General features: G+C 76.4%; 19 protein-coding genes and 1 tRNA gene. 13 read left to right on the top strand and 7 right to left on the bottom strand.

The annotated features are described in order from the left end of the window. Positions 1-62 precede the first annotated feature (62 nt). The 3 genes from nusG to ACH443_RS15470 all read right to left on the bottom strand — a co-directional run bounded on the left by nusG (position 63) and on the right by ACH443_RS15470 (position 1,424). Complete coding sequence (gene nusG, locus ACH443_RS15460) at positions 63-896, bottom strand: transcription termination/antitermination protein NusG (RefSeq protein WP_429764799.1); 834 nt, start codon at positions 894-896, stop codon at positions 63-65. Positions 897-958: 62 nt separating this feature from the next. Continuing rightward, positions 959-1,219: a preprotein translocase subunit SecE gene (secE, locus tag ACH443_RS15465; RefSeq protein ID WP_429764801.1), complete on the bottom strand. Its 261-nt coding sequence runs from the start codon at positions 1,217-1,219 to the stop codon at positions 959-961. Positions 1,220-1,348: 129 nt separating this feature from the next. Beyond that, positions 1,349-1,424: transfer RNA gene (locus ACH443_RS15470), tRNA-Trp, on the bottom strand. Between the two features lie 244 nt (positions 1,425-1,668). On the opposite strand from ACH443_RS15470, the gene ACH443_RS15475 reads away from it, so the two are divergent. The 8 genes from ACH443_RS15475 to ACH443_RS15510 are packed head-to-tail and all read left to right on the top strand — an operon-like array spanning position 1,669 to position 9,150. Continuing rightward, entirely contained in the window at positions 1,669-2,616 is a 948-nt protein-coding gene (locus ACH443_RS15475; protein ID WP_430590788.1) for an ABC transporter ATP-binding protein, read from the top strand. Further along, a complete protein-coding gene (locus tag ACH443_RS15480; protein ID WP_429764804.1) occupies positions 2,613-3,512 on the top strand; it encodes an ABC transporter permease in 900 nt (299 codons plus the stop codon). The genes ACH443_RS15475 and ACH443_RS15480 overlap by 4 nt, the downstream gene beginning before the upstream one ends. Further along, the gene (locus tag ACH443_RS15485; protein ID WP_430590789.1) at positions 3,499-4,791 is read left to right on the top strand and encodes a sensor histidine kinase; all 1,293 of its coding nucleotides are present in this window, start codon (positions 3,499-3,501) and stop codon (positions 4,789-4,791) included. The genes ACH443_RS15480 and ACH443_RS15485 overlap by 14 nt, the downstream gene beginning before the upstream one ends. After that, positions 4,788-5,435, top strand: a complete 648-nt coding sequence (locus ACH443_RS15490) for a response regulator (RefSeq protein WP_429764808.1) — start codon at positions 4,788-4,790, stop codon at positions 5,433-5,435. Before ACH443_RS15485 ends, ACH443_RS15490 begins: the two co-directional genes overlap by 4 nt. Positions 5,436-5,473: 38 nt before the next feature. Beyond that, a complete protein-coding gene (locus ACH443_RS15495; RefSeq protein ID WP_430590790.1) occupies positions 5,474-6,553 on the top strand; it encodes an adenosine deaminase in 1,080 nt (359 codons plus the stop codon). A 7-nt stretch (positions 6,554-6,560) separates the two neighbouring features. After that, positions 6,561-6,926, top strand: coding sequence for a hypothetical protein (locus ACH443_RS15500; protein ID WP_430590791.1), 366 nt, complete (start codon positions 6,561-6,563; stop codon positions 6,924-6,926). Then, complete coding sequence (locus ACH443_RS15505; protein ID WP_429764813.1) at positions 6,926-8,497, top strand: sensor histidine kinase; 1,572 nt, start codon at positions 6,926-6,928, stop codon at positions 8,495-8,497. Before ACH443_RS15500 ends, ACH443_RS15505 begins: the two co-directional genes overlap by 1 nt. After that, the gene (locus tag ACH443_RS15510; protein ID WP_429764814.1) at positions 8,494-9,150 is read left to right on the top strand and encodes a response regulator transcription factor; all 657 of its coding nucleotides are present in this window, start codon (positions 8,494-8,496) and stop codon (positions 9,148-9,150) included. Before ACH443_RS15505 ends, ACH443_RS15510 begins: the two co-directional genes overlap by 4 nt. 64 nt (positions 9,151-9,214) lie before the next feature. On the opposite strand, the gene ACH443_RS15515 is transcribed toward ACH443_RS15510, so the two are convergent. From ACH443_RS15515 to ACH443_RS15530, 4 genes are all read right to left on the bottom strand, one after another. Next, complete coding sequence (locus ACH443_RS15515) at positions 9,215-9,634, bottom strand: hypothetical protein (RefSeq protein ID WP_430590792.1); 420 nt, start codon at positions 9,632-9,634, stop codon at positions 9,215-9,217. A 118-nt stretch (positions 9,635-9,752) separates the two neighbouring features. Continuing rightward, positions 9,753-11,114, bottom strand: a complete 1,362-nt coding sequence (locus tag ACH443_RS15520) for a phosphotransferase (RefSeq protein WP_430590793.1) — start codon at positions 11,112-11,114, stop codon at positions 9,753-9,755. 117 nt (positions 11,115-11,231) lie between these two features. Continuing rightward, a complete protein-coding gene (locus ACH443_RS15525; protein WP_429764817.1) occupies positions 11,232-12,341 on the bottom strand; it encodes a DNA glycosylase AlkZ-like family protein in 1,110 nt (369 codons plus the stop codon). A 37-nt stretch (positions 12,342-12,378) separates the two neighbouring features. Further along, positions 12,379-13,320, bottom strand: a complete 942-nt coding sequence (locus ACH443_RS15530) for a LysR family transcriptional regulator (protein WP_429764818.1) — start codon at positions 13,318-13,320, stop codon at positions 12,379-12,381. 70 nt (positions 13,321-13,390) lie between these two features. Here ACH443_RS15530 and ACH443_RS15535 point away from each other — a divergent pair, with 70 nt between their 5' ends. From ACH443_RS15535 to ACH443_RS15555, 5 genes are all read left to right on the top strand, one after another. Beyond that, positions 13,391-14,419, top strand: coding sequence for a DMT family transporter (locus ACH443_RS15535; protein ID WP_430590794.1), 1,029 nt, complete (start codon positions 13,391-13,393; stop codon positions 14,417-14,419). Positions 14,420-14,429: 10 nt separating this feature from the next. Then, the gene (locus tag ACH443_RS15540) at positions 14,430-15,683 is read left to right on the top strand and encodes a sensor histidine kinase (RefSeq protein WP_430590795.1); all 1,254 of its coding nucleotides are present in this window, start codon (positions 14,430-14,432) and stop codon (positions 15,681-15,683) included. Continuing rightward, positions 15,680-16,345, top strand: coding sequence for a response regulator (locus ACH443_RS15545; RefSeq protein WP_429764823.1), 666 nt, complete (start codon positions 15,680-15,682; stop codon positions 16,343-16,345). The genes ACH443_RS15540 and ACH443_RS15545 overlap by 4 nt, the downstream gene beginning before the upstream one ends. 145 nt (positions 16,346-16,490) lie before the next feature. Next, positions 16,491-16,775 carry an SHOCT domain-containing protein gene (locus tag ACH443_RS15550; protein WP_429764824.1) on the top strand — a complete coding sequence of 95 codons (285 nt, stop codon included), beginning with the start codon at positions 16,491-16,493 and terminating at the stop codon, positions 16,773-16,775. Between the two features lie 267 nt (positions 16,776-17,042). Continuing rightward, positions 17,043-18,068, top strand: a complete 1,026-nt coding sequence (locus ACH443_RS15555) for a L,D-transpeptidase family protein (protein WP_430557967.1) — start codon at positions 17,043-17,045, stop codon at positions 18,066-18,068.

Below are 18,068 nucleotides of genomic sequence, written 5' to 3' on the forward strand. Positions count from 1 at the left end.
CCTGTCTTTCTTGTTCGTGGGCCGACGCCGTGGGCGATGACCCGGTTGCAGTACCGCGTCCGTCAGATCTTGGCGACCTGGTTGAACGACAGCTCGACCGGGGTCTCCCGGCCGAAGATGGAGACGAGGACCTGGAGCTTCTGGGCCTCGGCGTTGATCTCGGAGATCGTGGCAGGCAGCGTGTCGAACGGGCCGTCCGTGACGGTGACCGACTCGCCGACCTCGAAGTCGACCTCGACCGGGGCCTTCGCCGTCGCGCCCGACGCCGCCGCGGCGGCCTTGCCGGCCTCGGGGGCGGCCTCGACGAACACCGGCGCCAGCATCGAGTAGACCTCGTCGAGCGTCAGCGGCACGGGCTGGTGCGTGTGGCCGACGAAGCCGGTGACGCCCGGCGTGTGGCGCACGGCGCCCCACGACTCGTCCGTGAGGTCCATGCGCACGAGGACGTAACCGGGGATGCGGACGCGGCGGACGGTCTTCTTCTGCGCGTTCTTGATCTCGGTCACCTCCTCCATGGGGACCTCGATCTGGAAGATGTAGTCCTCCATGTTCAGGCTCTGGATGCGATTCTCCAGGTTGGCCTTCACACGGTTCTCGTACCCGGCGTACGAGTGGATGACGTACCAGTCGCCGAGCTGCGAGCGCAGGGTGCGGCGGAACTCCTCGGCCGGGTCCTCGACGACGTCGCCGTCGGCGTCCGCCGGGCGCTCGTCCTCGGCGGCCTCGTCGGCGTCCGTGTCCTCGGCGTCGGTCTCGTCGGGGGCGACCTCGACGGCCTCCTCGGGCGCCGCGTCCGTGGCGGGGTCCGCGGGCACGTCGAGGTCAGCCGCGGCGCCGTCGGCGTCGGGCTGGGTGGGGTCGACGTTCTCCGTCTGGTCCAGCGGATCCTGGGACACGAACGAACCTGCTTTCTGGAATCTGCTTGCTTCGGGGGCGGGCGTCCGGCGGCGTGCCGAGGTCAGTCGCCGAAGAGGGCGAGGACGCCCAGTCCGATGACCCAGTCGAGGGCCACCACGAACAGCATGACCACGGTGACGAACACCAGCACCACGATCGTGTAGTTGACCAGCTCCGAGCGGGTCGGGGTCACGACCTTGCGGAGCTCCGCGACGACCTGGCGCACGAAGAGCGCGATGCGCGCGAACAGGTTCGGGCGCTTGCCGGTGGCGGACGTGCCACCGCCGGGCGTCCCCACGGCCTCAGCCGGTGACTCGCTCACTCGTCTACCCCGTTTCGCGTTCCCGCCGCGGCCGCGCCACCTGCCGGCGACGCACCCACGGCACTGACTCCTGGCGTTCCGGGGTCATGCGGATGGCCCCGCTGCGCGCGGCCCCGCGGGGGATCACGCTGGCAGGGTAGACAGGACTCGAACCTGCAACCTGCGGTTTTGGAGACCGCTGCGCTACCAATTGCGCCACTACCCTTCGTGCTCGACGCCCCTGTCGCCACGCTCGAACCACCCCGGAAGGGCGCGTTCGATCTTGGCGGGCATCAACCACCGAGGGACAACTGTACGCGACGCGGAGGGCTGGGTCGAACCACGCCCGCACCACCGCCCGCACCACGCCCGAACCTCGGCCCGGCCGCCCGCCGTCCACCGATCGGTGGACGCCCGGTCCCGTCGTCCGAGGCTCCCGCGGGACCCGCCGCGAGGGCGACGATCGACGCATGACCTCGACGACGACACCCTCCCCGGCTCCCCCGCCGGCCGCCCCGCGCGGGCGTCCCGGCGATCCTTCCCCCGGCGCACCGGGCACCTCCGACGCCGTCGTCCGCGTCCGCGGGCTCGCGAAGCGCTACGGGGCCAAGCAGTCGGTCGACGGGCTGGACCTCGACCTCGCGACGGGCGAGATCGTCGCCGTGCTCGGCCCCAACGGCGCGGGCAAGACGACGACGATCGAGATCCTCGAGGGGTTCCGCGACCGCGACGGCGGCGAGGTGCGCGTGCTCGGCGAGGACCCCGCCCGGGGCGGACGCGCATGGCGGGCGCGGCTCGGCGTCGTCGCGCAGGACTCGCGGGACCAGGCCGAGCTCACGGTCGCGGAGTCCGTGCGCTCCACCGCCCGCTACTTCCCGGCGCCCCGCGACCCCGACGAGGTCGTCGAGGCCGTGGGCCTCGCGCCCCAGGCGAGCGCACGGGTGCGCTCCCTGTCGGGCGGGCAGCGGCGCCGGCTCGACGTCGCGCTCGGCGTCGTCGGCCACCCGGAGCTGCTCTTCCTCGACGAGCCGACGACCGGGTTCGACCCGCAGGCCCGGCGCACGTTCTGGGACCTCGTCCTGCGCCTGCGGGACGCCGGCACGACCATCCTGCTCACCACGCACGACCTCGCCGAGGCCGCGCACCTGGCCGACCGCGTCGCCGTCGTGCGCGACGGGCGCGTCGTCGCGGAGGGGACGCCGGAGGCGCTCGGCGGGCCCGACGCCCGCACCCCCCGGGTGACCTGGACCGCCGACGGCGTCCCGCACGCCGAGCGCACCGACGCCCCGACCGCGTTCGCCGCGCACCTCATGGCGACCGCCGCCGGCGCCGACGGCGAGGTCGCCGACCTGTGCATCACCCGCCCCAGCCTCGAGGACGTCTACCTGGGCCTGCTGACCTCGGAGGACGACCGATGAGCACCACGGACCAGGTCTCGACACGCCGGGACGCCGGCCCGACGGGCCCGGCCGTCGCGACGGCGGCCTGGGTGGGCAGGGGCGGACGGCTGCCCGGCGTCGCCCGGCTCACCCTGGTGCGGGCGGGCGTGGAGCTGCGCCAGTTCTGGCGCGAGCGCGACGCCGTGATCTTCGTGTTCGCCTACCCGATCGTCATGCTGGCGATCTTCGCGTCGGTGTTCGGGAGCGAGGACCAGGGCACCGAGGTCGCCCAGATCGGCTTCGCCCAGTACTTCCTACCCGGCATGGTCGCGACCGGCATCATGCTCACCAGCTTCCAGTCGCTGGCCGTCTCCATCGCCGTGGAGCGCGACGACGGCACGCTGCGCCGCCTGCGGGCCACTCCCCTGCCGGTGACCGCGTACGTGGGCGGCAAGGTGGCGCTGACGCTCGCGACGTCGGTCGTGCAGACGGCCCTGCTGCTGGCCGTCGCGGCCCTCGCCTTCGACGTCCCGCTGCCCACGGACGCCGGCCGATGGGTCACGTTCGCCTGGGTGTTCGTGCTCGGCGCCGCCACCGGCACGGTCTGCGGCGTCGGGTTCTCGTCCCTGCCCCGGTCCGGCCGGTCCGCGAGCGCCGTCGTGACGCCGGTCGTGCTGGTGCTGCAGTTCATCTCCGGCGTGTTCTTCGCGTTCTTCGCCCTGCCGGGCTGGATGCAGACCCTGGCCTCGGTGTTCCCCCTCAAGTGGATCGCGCAGGGCATGCGGTCCGTGTTCCTCCCGGAGGAGATGGCGGCGCTCGAGACGAGCGGGTCCTGGCAGCACCCCGCGACCGCTGCTGTACTGGTCGCATGGCTGATCGTGGGGCTCGTCGTCGGGGTGCGCACCTTCCGGTGGCGGCGCCGTGACGACGGCTGACGACGCCCCCGGCGCGGGGGACGGCACCGCGGCGGGCCCGGGGGCCGACGACGAGGTCGCGCGGGTGACGTCCGACCCGTGGGACCGGCAGGTCGTGTGGTGGGACGTCGGGTTCGTGCTCATCGTGCTGCTCACCGCCTCGGCGATGGCGCTCGGCGGGGGCACCGACGCCCGCGGGCTGTGGACCGCGTACGCGGCGATGGCGGTGATGCTCGTCGGCTACGCGGTGTGGGGCGCCCCCGCGGCGCGCAGCCGCGACCAGCGCCGGGCGCTGGCCTACACGGTCGTGCTGGTCGCGACGACCGCGGTCGCCGTCGCCCAGGGCGGCCTGGCCACGTTCCTGCTGTTCGCGTCGTTCACGCAGCTCTGGATGCTCCTCGAGCCGCCGCGCCGCGCCGTCGTGGCCAGCGTCGCGCTCGGCGTCGCGACCACGTTCGCGATCGCGGCCCAGCAGGGTTTCGACGTCCCGACGCTGATCGAGGCCGCACCGCAGATGGGCATCGCGATCGCGTTCTCCGTGCTGCTCGGGCTCTGGTTCGCCGCGACGATGCGCCGCTCGGAGGAGCGCGCTCGCCTGCTGCACGAGCTGCGCCGGGCTCAGGCGGAGCTCGCGGAGTCGCACCACGCCGCGGGCGTGACGGCGGAGCGCGAGCGCATCGCCCGGGAGATCCACGACACCCTGGCGCAGGGCTTCACGAGCGTGGTGACGCAGGCGCAGGCGGCGACGGCGGCCCTCGACCGGGGCGAGCAGGACCGTGCCCGTGAACGGCTCGTGGTCGTGGAGCAGACCGCGCGGGACAACCTCGCGGAGGCCCGCGCGCTCGTCGCCGCCTTCGCGCCCGTGCCCCTGCAGGGCTCGACGCTCGCGGAGGCGCTGCGCCGGCTGGCCGACCGGTTCACCGCCGAGACGGGCACGCCCGTGCTGCTGGACGTGGCCGGCGCGACGGCCCCGGCCCGCGCCGGCGGCGCCACCGGCCACGCGGCCGCCGACGTGGTGCTGCTGCGCGCGGCGCAGGAGGCCCTGGCGAACGTGCGGCGGCACGCCGGGGCCCGGAGCGTGACGATCCGGCTGACGCGCGACGTCGGCGGGGCGCCCGACGTCCGGCTCGAGGTGACCGACGACGGCCGCGGCCTGCCGCCCGGCCAGGTCGACGGGCTCGGGCTGGCCGGGATGCGCGAGCGCGTGTCCGCGGTGGGCGGCACCCTCGCCGTCGAGCCCGGCGAGGGCGGCGGCACGCGCGTCGAGGTGCACGTGCCGGTCTCGGGCGGTGCGGCATGACGGGCCCGCGGACGGGCGCGACGGTGCGCGTGCTGGTCGCCGACGACCACCCGGTGGTGCGCTCGGGGATCATCGGGATGCTCGACGGCGAGCCCGACGTCGAGGTGGTGGGCGAGGCCCCGGACGGCGAGGTGGCGGTGGCGCTGGCCGGCGAGCTGGCGCCCGACGTCGTGCTCATGGACCTGCGCATGCCGCGCCTCGACGGCGTGGGCGCGACGGCGCGCATCGTCGCGGCGGCGCGCGGCGCCGGGCCGAGCGTCGTCGTCCTCACGACGTACGACACGGACGCCGACATCCTGCGCGCGGTCGAGGCGGGGGCGACGGGCTACCTGCTCAAGGACACCCCGCGCGACGAGCTCGTGGCGGGCGTGCGCGCCGCCGCGCGCGGCGAGACGGTGCTGGCGCCGGGCGTCGCGACCCGGCTCGTGACGAGCGTGCGCACCGCGGCGGAGCGGCCCACCGCGCGCGAGGCCGAGGTGCTGGGCCTGGTGGCGCGCGGTCTGTCCAACGCCGCCGTCGGGCGGGAGCTGTTCATCGCGGAGGCCACGGTGAAGACGCACCTGCTGCGGGCGTTCGCGAAGCTGGGCGTCGACGACCGCACGGCGGCCGTGACCGTGGCCCGCGAGCGCGGCTGGCTGCCCTGATCGGGCCGTCGCCCGCGAAGTCGGGGCAGACTGGCGCCGTGCGCGATCTGGCGAAGCTCCCCAAGGCTCACCTGCACCTGCACTTCACGGGGTCGATGCGGGTGCCCACCCTCCGCGACATGGCCGTCGGGCACGGCGTGCGGCTGCCCGGCGCCCTGCTGGACGGCGACCCGCTGCGGGTGCCGGCCGACGAGCGCGGCTGGTTCCGCTTCCAGCGCCTCTACGACGCGGCCCGCGCGTGCGTGCGCTCGGAGGCGGACATGCGCCGCCTGGTCGACGAGGCCGCGGCGGACGACGCCGCCGAGGGGTCGCGACGGCTCGAGATCCAGGTGGACCCGACGTCGTACGCGCCGTTCGTCGGCGGCATCACGCCGGCGGTCGAGATCGTGCTCGACGCCGCGCGGGCCGCGAGCGCCGCGCACGGCGTCGAGGTGGCGGTGGTCGTGGCCGCCTCGCGGATGCGGCACCCGCTGGACGCGCGCACGCTCGCCCGCCTCGCGGCCCGGTACGCGGGCGAGGGCCCCGGCGAGGTGGTGGGCTTCGGGTTGAGCAACGACGAGCGGCGCGGCGACACCGCGGAGTTCGCCGCCGCGTTCCGGATCGCGCGCCGCGCCGGCCTGGCGTCGGTGCCGCACGGCGGCGAGCTGCTCGGGCCGTCGCACGTCCGCGACGTCGTCGACGCCCTGCACCCCGACCGGCTGGGCCACGGGGTGCGCGCCGGGGAGGACCGGGCGCTGCTCGACGAGCTCGTGGAGCGCGAGGTCGCCCTGGAGGTGTGCCCCGCCTCGAACGTCGGCCTCGGCGTCTACGCCGACACGTCCCAGGTGCCGCTGCGGCCCCTGGTCGAGGCCGGGGCCCGCGTGGCGCTCGGCGCGGACGACCCCCTGCTCTTCTCCTCCCGGCTGCTCGACCAGTACGTCGCCGCGCGCGAGGTGCACGGGTTCACCGACGCCGAGCTGGCCGACCTGGCGCGGTCGTCGGTGCGCGCGAGCCGCGCCTCGGAGGGGACGCGGCGCCGCCTGCTCGCCGACGTCGACGCCTGGCTCGCGGATCCCGACCCGGGACCGGGCACCGGGGCCGACGCGCTCTCATCTGCGTCTCATCCGCCCGCGGGATGATCCAGGCATGGCTGAACGGTCCGGACGTCGGTGGCGCGCCGCGGTGCCCTGGATGCTCGGGGTGGCGCTGGTCGCACTGATCGGCGGGGTCCTCGCCGCCGCCCTGTCGTCCGAGCCCGAGGACCGGGACGTGGGCGGCGTGGTGGTCGTCTCCCCCACGCCCGACCCGGCGTCGCCGACGCCCGACCCGTCCGGGGAGCCGACGCCGACGCCGTCCGGGAGCCCCACGCCCACGCCGACGCGCACGTCCGACGACGGCGGCGTCGCGCCCGTCCCGCCCACGGACGACGACGATGACGACGACGGGCCCGACGACGATGACGACGACGGCCCGGACGACGACGACGCCCCCGACACGGACAAGGACGACTGATGGCGCGAGCCCCGCGGCCCCAGGGCGGGCCCACCGTCCGCACGCGCATCCTGGCCGTCCTCCTCGCCCTCACCGCCCTCGCGCTCGCGCTGGCCGGCGCCACCGCGTACCTCCTCACGTACGACCACGTGGACGACCGCATCGACGCCGACCTCTCCGAGAGCGCGCAGGAGCTGCAGACCCTGGGCGCGTCCGGGGTCGACCCCGTGACCGGCGACCCGTTCTCCTCCGCGGAGGAGGTGGTGATCGCCGCCATCCAGCTCGACGTGCCGGCCCGGCACGAGGGCGTGCTCGGCCTGCGCACCGGCAAGCGGCCGCTCGTCTCCCAGCAGGCCGTGGAGGTGCACCTGCAGGACGACCCCGAGCTCGTCGCGGCGGTGACCCCGCTGCTCACGTCCCAGACGGCCGTGCTGCGCACGATCGGCACCTCGACGACCGACTACCGGGTGCTCGTCGCGCCCGTCGCCCCGGTGACGGCGTCGGGCGACCCCGCCGCCCTCGTCCTCGCCTACGACCGGAACGCCGAGCACGCCGAGACGCAGGCCGTCTTCCGCGGCTACCTGCTCGTCGCGCTCGCGGCGCTGGTCGTGACGGGGGTCGTCGGGTGGCTGCTCGCCGGACGCCTGCTGCGCCCGATCCGGGTGCTCGCGCGCACGGCCCAGCAGATCGGCGAGTCGGACCTGTCCGCCCGGATCCCGGAGTCGGGCAACGACGACCTCACCCACCTCACCCGAGCCTTCAACGGGATGCTCGACCGGCTCGAGGGCTCGTTCGAGTCGCAGCGCCGCCTGCTCGACGACGTCGGGCACGAGCTGCGCACCCCGCTGACGATCGTGCGCGGGCACCTCGAGCTGATGGACACCGCCGACCCCGCGGACGCCGCCGAGACGCGGGTGCTCGCCCTCGACGAGCTCGACCGGATGCACCGCCTCGTCGACGACCTGGTCACCCTCGCGACCGTCGGGCAGCCCGACTTCGTGCGGCCGGCGCCCGTGGAGCTGGGCCGGCTCACCGACGACGTGCTCGACAAGGCGCGCACGCTCGGCGAGCGCACCTGGCTGGTCGACTCGCGCACCGACGCCCGCACCATGGCGGACGCGCAGCGCCTCACCCAGGCCTGGCTGCAGCTCGCCGCCAACGCGGTGAAGTTCTCCGCGCCCGGCTCCGTGGTGGCGATCGGGTCGCGCACGACGCCGGACGGCGCACGCGTGCGTCTGTGGGTGCGCGACGAGGGCGTCGGCATCGGGCCCGACGACCTGGAGCGCATCTTCGACCGCTTCGCGCGGGGCGAGCACGACGGCGAGCGGCGGGAGGGCTCCGGGCTCGGCCTGGCGATCGTCGCCGCCATCGCCGAGGGGCACGGCGGCGAGGTCACGGTCGAGTCCGCCCCAGGCCGGGGCTCCACGTTCGCGGTCGTCGTGCCGGTGCTGCCGGTCCCCGACGCCGGCCCCGACCCGGCCCCCGGCCGCGCCGTGCCCCCCGTCGGCCGGACCGCGCCGACCGCGCGGTCCGCGCCCACCCCCGAGCTGCCCCCGCGCACCGCCCCCGACCGGGAAGGACCCGCCACGTGAGCCAGATCCTCATCGCCGAGGACGAGACGCGCATCGCGTCGTTCGTCGCGAAGGGGCTGCGCGCCTCCGGCTACGCGAGCACCACGGTCGCCACCGCGCGGGAGGCGTTCGACCTCGCGTCGTCGGGCGACTTCGACCTCATGGTGCTCGACCTCGGGCTCCCCGACCAGGACGGCTTCACCGTGCTGCGCCGGCTGCGCGAGGCCAAGGTGACCCTGCCGGTCATCATCCTCACCGCGCGCACCTCCGTGGCGGACACGGTGGCCGGCCTCGAGGGCGGCGCCGACGACTACATGCCCAAGCCGTTCCGCTTCGAGGAACTGCTGGCGCGCATCCGGCTGCGCCTGCGGGCCGAGCCGGCGGGCGAGGTCACCGTGCTCAGCCACGGCGACCTCAGCCTCGACCTGCGCACCCGCCGGGCCACCGCCGCCGGCGTGGAGGTGGACCTGTCCGCGCGCGAGTTCGCGCTCGCCGAGGCGTTCCTGCGCAACGCCGGGCAGGTGCTCAGCCGCGAGCAGCTGCTCTCGCGCGTGTGGGGGTACGACTTCGACCCCGGCTCCAACGTGGTGGACGTGTACGTGCGCTACCTGCGCAACAAGCTCGGCGCCGAGCGGTTCGTCACCGTGCGCGGCATGGGGTACCGCCTGGCCTGACGACGCCGCCGGCCGTCCCTCGTGGTGAGGGCGGCCGGCGGCGAGGTGCGCGAGGGCGGGACGGTCAGTCCGTGGAGGCCGCCGTCGGGGCGGTCCTCGCCGACTGCGGGGTCACCGGGCTGACCGGGGACGCCGCGGTCTGCGCGGTCGGGGCCGTCTGGGCGGTCGGAGCGGTCTGGGCGGTCTGGGCGGACGGCGCCGTGTTCGCGGTCTGCGTCGTGGGCGCCGTCGCCGGCGTGGCGACCGAGCCCGCCGTCACGGTGGTGATGGACGTGCCGTTCTGCACCGCCGCGGGCGACGGGCTCGCGGGCGACGCCGCGGCCGACGCGGTCGAGGAGGCCCCGTCGTCGCCCACCTGGACGGCGTCGGCGACGACCGCGTCGGTCGGCGTGCGGTCGAACGTGCCCTGCGCCGCGGCGACGCCGGCCCCCAGGCCGACCGCGCCCAGCGCGCCGGTGACGATCCATGCGCTGCGTGCCTTCATCGTGCTGCTCCTTCGTCGGTGCGGGTGGTGCATGGTTCCCGGCGGGCTTCTCCCGCCGACTGGTTCCCAGACTCCGCGGCCACCGTGAGAGGGCCGGGAGGCGTGGATGAGAGGGCTCTCAGACTGCGGCGGCCTCCGCGGCGAGGCGCTCGGCGACGTCGAGGAGCGCCCCGGCGGCCGCCGCGTCCTCCGCGCCCGCGGCGAGCGAGACGACGACGGCAGCAGCCCGGGCGCGGAGCAGGGTCGGCTCCACCGCGCGGCCGAAGACGTCGAGGCAGCGGTCCACCAGCCCGCCCACGCCCGCGTACGCGGCCGGGTCGAGCGAGGGCAGCACCGCCAGGTGCGCGACGGCGCACGCCAGGTCGTCCACGAGGTGCCCCGGGCCCAGCGTGTCGACGTCGAGCACGGCGCCGACGCGGGGGCGGTCCCCGGCGCCGACGACGGGGTCCAGCAGCAGGTTGGCGGCGTGCAGGTCGCCGTGCGTCGTCACGAGCGGGCCGGGGTCGCCCGCGGCGACGACGGCACCGATCGCCTCGCGCAGCGCGGCGAGCCGGGCGGCGTCGACCCCGTGCACGGTGGCGAGCGAGCCGAGGTAGTGTGCCGACCGGTCGGCCCAGGCCGGACGGCGCGGCAGGGCGAGACCCGCGCGCGGCAGCGAGGTCGCGACCCGCAGCAGCTCCGCCGGGTCGACGCACGCGGGCTGGTCGGCGGCAGGCGTGCGCGCGACGAGCTCCGCGACGGACTCCCCCGGCACCTCGTCGAGCAGGACGACGCCGTCGGCGGACCAGGACCTGACCCGCGGCCCGGCCACGCCGCCCGGGCGCGCGGCGAAGAGCGCGTGCCGCCGCACGAGGTCGTCGACGCGGGCCGGGCGGACCACCTTGACGTACGCGGCGCCGTCGGCCGTGCGCGCCCGGAGCACCGCGCGCCGCAGCGGGCGGTAGGTGACGGTCTCGAGGGACAGCAGCGGGCCGTCGGCGCCGGCGGCCCGCAGCCGCTCCGCGACCCGGTCGGGCGTGCTCCCCGCCGCCAGACCGGGCAGTGCCGGGTCGTGCGGGTGGCGCCACACGTGCACCGAGCGCCTCCCGTCGTCGAGGCGCACGACGCCGGGGCCGAGGCCGCCGCCCCGGTCGGCACGGTCGGCACGGTCGGCACGGTCCCGGTGGTCGCCACGGGCGCGGCGGAACGCGGACGTGCGGGCGCTCGTCGCGAACAGGTGCTCCGGCCCGCGGACCGTGCGGCCGCCGACGTCGCGCCCGGCCACGACGTCGTACGCCACGGTCACCTCGGCCCCGGGGCGCGCGTGCACATGCCGCACCGACCACGACTCGAGCGTGGCGCCGTCGGCCGCGAGCGCCGCGCCCAGGACGTCTGCGACAGCATCGCCGGTGAGGAGGTCGAGCCAGGCGCGGTGGTCCGCGGGCCGGGTCGGGGTGGGGCTGGTCGGGGTGGGGCTGGTCGGAGCGGGGCTGGTCGGCACGTCGCCATCCGAGCGGTCGCGCGCGTGCCCCGGGTGAGACGTCGATGAGAGGACTCTCATCCGCCCCGGCCGGCCGGACGGTGCGGGCCCGGTCAGAGGAGCGGTCGGAGGGAGCGGTCAGAGGGAGACGTCGTCGAGCCCGAGCCACGCGGCGAGGTCCGCGAGCTCGGCGCGCACCGCCTGCGACACGTCGGGGTCGAACGGCAAGTCCTCGTGGATCGCGTCCACCCGGAGCACGCCCGCCTTACGGTCGGCGGTGGCGTCGACCTTGCCGACGAACCGGTCCCCGTGCAGCACGGGCAGCGCGAAGTAGCCCCAGCGACGTCGGTCGCGCGGCTTGTACATCTCGAGCACGTAGTCGAAGTCGAAGACCTCCAGGAGCCGGGCGCGGTCGTGCACCAGGGCGTCGAACGGCGAGAGCACCGCGGTGCGCCCCTCGAACGGCTCGTCGACGGCGTCGAGGGCCGCCGGGTCGACGAGCCACGTCCGCTCGGTGCCCTCCACCGTGGCCGGCGTGCCCGCCAGGTCCACGTGGTCCTCGTCCCCCGGCAGACCGGGCAGGCGGGCCTGGGTGATCCCCCGTGCCCGCACGCGGCGCGCGACCCGTTCGCGCGCCGCCTCCGCGCGCGGCAGCGGCTCGACGTCCGGGTACACGCGCTCGGCCAGGTCCCACAACCGGTCGCGGCCCCGCCGCCCGCAGACGGCGACGTCACCGTGCAGGTTCGCGAACTCCAGCATCTGCGTGACGTTGCGGTGCCCGGTCCAGCCGGAGGAGCGCCAGGGCCGCACGCTGGTGTCCGGGACGTCGCGGGCGACGAGCGGCCCGTCGGCCTCGAGCAGGCGCAGGACGTCGTCGAGGAACGGCGCGTTGTCGTGGAACCAGCTCGAGCGCCAGTCCCCGAACGGCCACCGGCGCATCTGCTCGAGGTAGAGCGGCAGGTCCTCCGTCGGCCGCACCGTGCCGCCGAGGCGGAAGAGCATCCGGTCGGCGAGCGCGTCCTCGACGGCGCCGGGCCACGTCGTGCGGCCGAGCCTCGACCACGGCACGAGGTCGACCGCGGGCGCGACGGCGGCGGTCGGGTCGACCGGGAGCACCATCAGGTGCTCGACCGTCGCGAGGAGGTCGTCCGGGCGGTGGGCGTCGAGCAGCTGGGCACGCACCGCGATGCGGCGGGCCTGGTCTCGCGTCAGCCGCACGGGCGCGCCCGCGGCTCGGTCGGTGACCACCCGACGACGGTAGCGCCGGGTCCCGACACCCGGGCGGCTACCCGCGGACGTCCGCCACGGCCGCCGCGACGGACCTGCCCGCGGCGACCACCTGGTCGAGCACGGCGAGGGTCGCCGGCCCGGGCGCGCCGCCGGTCGTGCGGTGCCGGGCGACGATCTGTCGCGTCCCCAGCCCCGGCAGCGCGACGACCTGCACGGCGTCGGGCAGGAGGTCCCCCGCCGCGAGCGCCGGGACGACGGCGACGCCGAGGTCGGCGGCGACCAGCGCGAGGGCGACCGCGTAGTCGTCGTACCGGTGCGTCAGCGGCGTCGTCGCCCCCGAGGCGGCGTGTGCCCGCTGCACCACCCGGTCGGCGGCGTGCCCCGGTTCCGCCCCGAGCCAGGTGGCGTGCCGCAGGTCGGTCAGCCGCTCGGGCACGGGGCGGTCGGCGGGCAGCACGACCAGCCACGGCTCGTCCAGGACCGGCACGTCGCGCATCCCCGCCGGGGTGGTCCGCCCGATGGCGCTCTCGGTCTCGGTGAGGATCAGGTCGAGGTCGCCGCGGCGCAGGTCCCGCTGCGCGGCCTCGCCCTCCGTCTGGCACAGGTGGACGTCGAGGCCGGGGGCGGTCCGCGCCAGCCGGCCGGCGAGGGGAGCGAGGAGGCCGCCGACCAGGGTGGGCGACGCCCCCACGGCGACCGTCCCGCTCGGCTCGCCCGCCAGCTCCGCGAGGGCCCGACGCGTGTCGGTGAGCTCGGCCTCGATACGCTCCGCCGCCGCGACGACCAGCCGGCCGGCGGGCGTAAGGACGGCCCCGGCCGGCTGCCGGTCCACGAGCCGCTGGCCGGACTCCGCCTCGAGGCGCGCCACCTGCTGCGAGACCGCCGACGGGGAGACGCCGAGCGCCTCGCCGGCGGCCACGATGCCGCCGTACCGGTGGACGGCGAGGAGGGTGGCCAGCCGGCGCGGGTCCAGGTGCATCGGAGAACCGTGGTGCATCGGAAAATCTTAAGGCAGACCTCGGCAGACTTCGATTGATCTGCACCACGCCCCGGCGCACGATGGGCCGGTGCCGACGTCGACCCTCCCGCCCCGACCCGTCCGCGGGCACGCCCCGGCCCGAACCGGCGCCGCCCTCGTCGCCGTGGGCGCGCTGCTCTGGGGCACGGGCGGGGTCGCGGCCGCGACGATCGGCGCCCACAGCGCGATGCCGCCCACCGCGGTCTCCGCGCTGCGCCTGCTCGGCGGCGGACTGGCCGTGCTCGCGGTCACCGCGGCCACCGGACAGCTCCGGCGCGTCCCCCGGACCCGGGCCTCCGTGCGGCACGTGGCGCTCACCGCCGCGCTGACCGCCGTCTTCGGGGCCGCCTACTTCCAGTCCGTCGCGCACGTGGGCGTCGCCGTCGCGACCGTGGTCGCCCTGGGCGCGGCGCCGCTGGTCGTGACGGCCCGCTCCGCCGTCCGCGCGCGCCGGCTCCCGCGCGTCCCGGTGCTCGCGGCGCTCACGACGTCCGTCGTCGGGCTCGCGCTCGTCAGCGGCGTGCGCCCCGTCGCGGGCACGACCCGGGACCTGGCGTGGGGCCTCGCCCTCGCGCTCGTGGCCGCCGTCGCGTTCGCGGCGACGACCGTGGTCAACCGGCGCGTGCTGCCGGGGCTGGGCCCTGCCCCGCTGCTCGGGACGTCGTTCACCCTGGCGGGCCTCGTGTCGCTGGTGCCCGCCGCCGGTGCAGGCCTCGCCCTCGGCTCCCTCGACGCCACCGCGTGGTGGACGCTCGCCTTCCTCGCCCTCGTGCAGACCGCCGTCGGCTACCTGGCGTTCTACGCCGGGCTGCAGCGCGGCGTCGGCGCCACGTCGGCGGCGCTGCTCTCGCTGCTGGAGCCCGTGGGGGCCGCCGTCCTCGCGGTCGTCGTGCTGGGCGAGGCCCTGACGCCCGCGGCGGTGCTCGGCATCGCCCTGGTCCTCGGCGCCGTGCTGCTCGCCCGGGACCGGCCGGCGACGCCCCGCCCCCGGGCGGGTGCCCGTCCGCCCGCGGATGGTCCCCCGGGACGACCCGGGACGGCACCCCGGGCGGACGCGCGGGACGGCGCCGCGGCGTAGCGTGCCGGGCATGGACCGCGGCCCGCTCGACCGGTGGCGCCCCCGGCTGTTCCTCGCGGTGGCGCTGGCCGTCGTCGTGACGGTCGGGACGTTCGGGGCGTCGCACTGGCAGCCCGGGGCCCGCGACGTCGACGCGCTGGGGCTGCTGCTCGCGCTCGTCGGGCCGGTCGTGCTGCTCGCGCTGCCCCGGCGGCCGGTCCTCGCGGTGGTGCTCGCGGCCGGAGCCGTCGGCACGTACCTCGCGCTCGGCTATGCCTGGGGGCCGGCGCTGGGCGGCACGGTCGGCGTCCTGGTCATGGTGCTCCTCACCGGGCAACCCGCCCGGGCGCGGGTCGTCGCCTGGTCGGGGGCGCTGCTGATGTGGGGCGTCGTGGTGGGCGCGGCCGCCCTGCGCGACGACGAGACCCGCGTCGGCGGCCTGCTCGGGGGTGCCGCCTGGACCGCCGTCGCGCTGCTGGTCGCCACGGGCATCCGCGAGCGGCTGGCCCGGGCCGCCGCCTGGCGGGCCGCCCGCGCGGACCGGGAGCGGACCGCCGTCGCCACCGAGCGCCTCCGCATCGCACGCGAGCTGCACGACGTCCTCGCCCACTCCCTGTCCGCGATCAACGTGCAGGCGGGCGTCGGCCTGCACCTCCTGGACCGCGACGTCGACCAGGCGCGCTCCGCGCTCGCGTCCATCAAGGCCACGAGCCGCGACGCGCTCGACGAGGTGCGCGCCGTGCTCGGCGTCGTCCGCGGCGAGGGCGACGGCGGCGACGGCGACGGTGTCACCCCGCCGACCGACGCCCCCGAGCCGCGCACGCCCACCTGGGACCTCGCCGCCCTCCCCCGCCTGGCGGAGCCGCTGCGGGCCCGCGGCGTGACCGTGCGCTTCGACGTCGACCCGGCGCTCCGGCCGTCGGGGACCGTCCCCGCGCACGTCGCGGGCGTGGCGTACCGCGTGGTGCAGGAGTCGCTCACGAACGTGGGCCGGCACGCGCCGCGGGCGCGGACCGTCGTCGTGCGCGTCGCCCGCGACGACGACCTGCTGCGCGTCACGGTGGACGACGACGGCGGTCCGGTCGGTGCGCACGACGGGGACGCGGCCGGCTACGGCCTGCGCGGCATGCGCGAGCGGGTCGAGGGCGCGGGCGGCGCGCTCGCCGCCGGGCCCGCCGCACGCGGGTTCGCCGTGGCCGCGACCATCCCGCTGCCCACCGACGTGTCAGACGCGCAGCCTGCTCGGGCACCACAGGGGTCTGACAGCTCGCAGGAGGATGCATGATCCGGGTGCTGCTCGCCGACGACCAGGCGCTGGTGCGCGGCGGCTTCCGCGCGCTGCTGGACGCCGAGGCCGACATGACCGTCGTGGGCGAGGCCGCGACCGGCGACGAGGCCGTGCGCCTCGCGCTGCGGCTGCGGCCCGACGTCGTGCTCATGGACGTGCGGATGCCCGGGGCGGACGGGCTGGAGGCGACCCGGCGCATCGTCGCCGACCCGGGCGCGGCCGGCGTGCACGTGGTGGTCGTGACGACGTTCGAGCTGGACGAGTACGTGGCCGAGGCCATCCGCGGCGGCGCGAGCGGCTTCCTCGTCAAGGACACGGAGCCCGCCGACCTCGTGCGCGCGGTGCGCGTGGTGGCGGCCGGCGACGCCCTGCTGTCCCCCGGCGTCACCCGGCGCCTGCTCGCCCGGGTCGCCGACGCCACCCGCGACGTGCCGCCGCCGCCCGGCCTCGATGACCTCACCGCCCGCGAGCGCGAGGTGCTCGTCGAGGTGGCCGGCGGCCTGTCCAACGACGACATCGCGCGCGCCCTCTACCTGTCGGAGTCGACCGTCAAGACGCACGTCTCCCGGGTGATGGCGAAGCTGGGTGCCCGCGACCGCGCGCAGCTCGTCGTCGCGGCGTACGAGGGCGGCGTCGTACGCCCCGGCTGGACCGGCTGACCCGCGCTCCGCACGGGCACGCGCGAGCGGCACGACGGGACGACGCAGGTCGGTACGAGGGGCTGACGACGGGGCCCACCCCACCGGGCGACGGTGGAGGCGAAGGGTTCGCACCGGGCGGGCCCACCGTCACGAGGAGTCCCCGATGCTCACCACCGTCACCGCGACCGCCGTCCCCGCGGCGCTCGCCGCGCACCCGTACGCCGCCGGCGGCGGGCCGGGCTGGTGGATCGTCTTCCCGATCCTGTGGTTCCTGCTCTTCGCCACCGTCGTCTTCCTCGTCGCCCGCCGCGCGCGGCGGTACGGTCCGCCGTGGGCCCGTGGCGGCGCGGGCGGCGTCGACGTCCTCGGCGAGCGCTACGCCCGCGGCGAGATCGACGAGGCCGAGTACCGGCAGCGGCTCGCCGTCCTCAAGGAGGACCGCCGCTGACCGCGCCTGCCGGCCAGCACGCGATCTCTCGCGTCGTCGGGTCCGACGGCGCGAGAGATCGCGTGCTGGACGGCGTCGGTCGATCGGTGTCCACGCCCCCACCTTGTCGCTCCGTCGTGCGTCTGAGCAGGTGAACGGCAGGCGGCAGGTCACGACACGGTGACGATCACGACACGACCGGAGCGCTGCGGTCGCGTTCGGGGCACCCGCGGGGCACGGTGGTACCCCGCGGCGCGCCTGGTGCGCCGACGGCGCGGAAGGGGCTCCATGCGTACGGTTCCCAGCCTGAGGCGACGCCTGACGGCGTCGCTCGTCGGCGTCCCGGTGGTGCTCACCCTGGCGCTCGCCGGATGCGCTCCCCTGTCCGGCGAGACCGAGCCCGAGCCGGGCGCGGCCCCCACGACCTCCGCTCCCCCGTCCGAGGACGGCGCCGGGTCGACCTCCGACGCGCAGGGCCGCGCCGACCAGGACGCGCAGGACCAGGCCGATCAGGAGGCCGCCGAGAAGAAGGCCGCGGAGGAGGCCGCCGCGAAGGAGAAGGCCGACCAGGAGGCCGCCGAGAAGCGCGCCGCGGAGAAGGCGAAGAAGGCCGCGGAGAAGAAGGAGGCCGAGAAGAAGGCCGCCGAGGAGGCCGCCGCGAAGGAGCAGGCGGAGCAGGAGGCGGCGGAGAAGAAGGCCGCCGAGGAGCGGGACAAGATGCTCGAGTACGGCGACTCCGGTGAGCGGGTCGTCGCGCTCCAGGAGCGGCTGCAGGAGCTCGGGTACTTCATCCAGGAGGCCGACGGCAGCTTCGGCCCGGCCACGCAGCAGGCCGTCTGGGCGCTGCAGAAGGCCGCCGGGCAGTACCGCGACGGGGTCGTCGGCCCGAAGACGCAGGCCGCGCTGGACGACGGCGTGCGGCCGCAGGCCCACTCGTCGTCCGGCAAGGCGATCGAGATCGACCTGGACCGGCAGCTGCTCATGACCGTCGAGGGCGGGAAGGTCACCCGGATCATCAACGCGTCGTCGGGCAACGGGGAGACGTACGAGGCCAAGGGGCGCAGCTATCACGCGACGACGCCGCGCGGCTCCTACGCCGTGTACATGGAGCGCAACGGCATGCACGAGTCCACGCTCGAGCTGGGGTCGATGTACCGGCCGAAGTACTTCTCGGGCGGGTACGCGGTGCACGGCTCGGGGTCCATCCCGCCGTACCCCGCGTCGCACGGCTGCGTGCGCGTGTCCAACGCCGCGATGAACTGGCTCTGGGACTCGTGGGGCATGCCGAAGGGCACGCCGGTCATCCTCTACTGA

It is taken from the genome of Isoptericola sp. NPDC019571 (genome assembly GCF_044389385.1).
Taxonomy (GTDB): Bacteria; Actinomycetota; Actinomycetes; order Actinomycetales; family Cellulomonadaceae; genus Isoptericola; species Isoptericola nanjingensis.

Excerpts from the sequence above, each read along its gene's own strand:
- ACH443_RS15475 (WP_430590788.1), top strand. The coding sequence starts at position 1,669 with ATGACCTCGACGACGACACCCTCCCCGGCTCCCCCGCCGGCCGCCCCG.
- ACH443_RS15480 (WP_429764804.1), top strand. The coding sequence starts at position 2,613 with ATGAGCACCACGGACCAGGTCTCGACACGCCGGGACGCCGGCCCGACG.
- ACH443_RS15490 (WP_429764808.1), top strand. The coding sequence starts at position 4,788 with ATGACGGGCCCGCGGACGGGCGCGACGGTGCGCGTGCTGGTCGCCGAC.
- ACH443_RS15500 (WP_430590791.1), top strand. The coding sequence starts at position 6,561 with ATGGCTGAACGGTCCGGACGTCGGTGGCGCGCCGCGGTGCCCTGGATG.
- ACH443_RS15505 (WP_429764813.1), top strand. The coding sequence starts at position 6,926 with ATGGCGCGAGCCCCGCGGCCCCAGGGCGGGCCCACCGTCCGCACGCGC.
- ACH443_RS15515 (WP_430590792.1), bottom strand. The coding sequence starts at position 9,634 with ATGAAGGCACGCAGCGCATGGATCGTCACCGGCGCGCTGGGCGCGGTC.
- ACH443_RS15530 (WP_429764818.1), bottom strand. The coding sequence starts at position 13,320 with ATGCACCACGGTTCTCCGATGCACCTGGACCCGCGCCGGCTGGCCACC.
- ACH443_RS15540 (WP_430590795.1), top strand. The coding sequence starts at position 14,430 with ATGGACCGCGGCCCGCTCGACCGGTGGCGCCCCCGGCTGTTCCTCGCG.
- ACH443_RS15545 (WP_429764823.1), top strand. The coding sequence starts at position 15,680 with ATGATCCGGGTGCTGCTCGCCGACGACCAGGCGCTGGTGCGCGGCGGC.
- ACH443_RS15550 (WP_429764824.1), top strand. The coding sequence starts at position 16,491 with ATGCTCACCACCGTCACCGCGACCGCCGTCCCCGCGGCGCTCGCCGCG.
- ACH443_RS15555 (WP_430557967.1), top strand. The coding sequence starts at position 17,043 with ATGCGTACGGTTCCCAGCCTGAGGCGACGCCTGACGGCGTCGCTCGTC.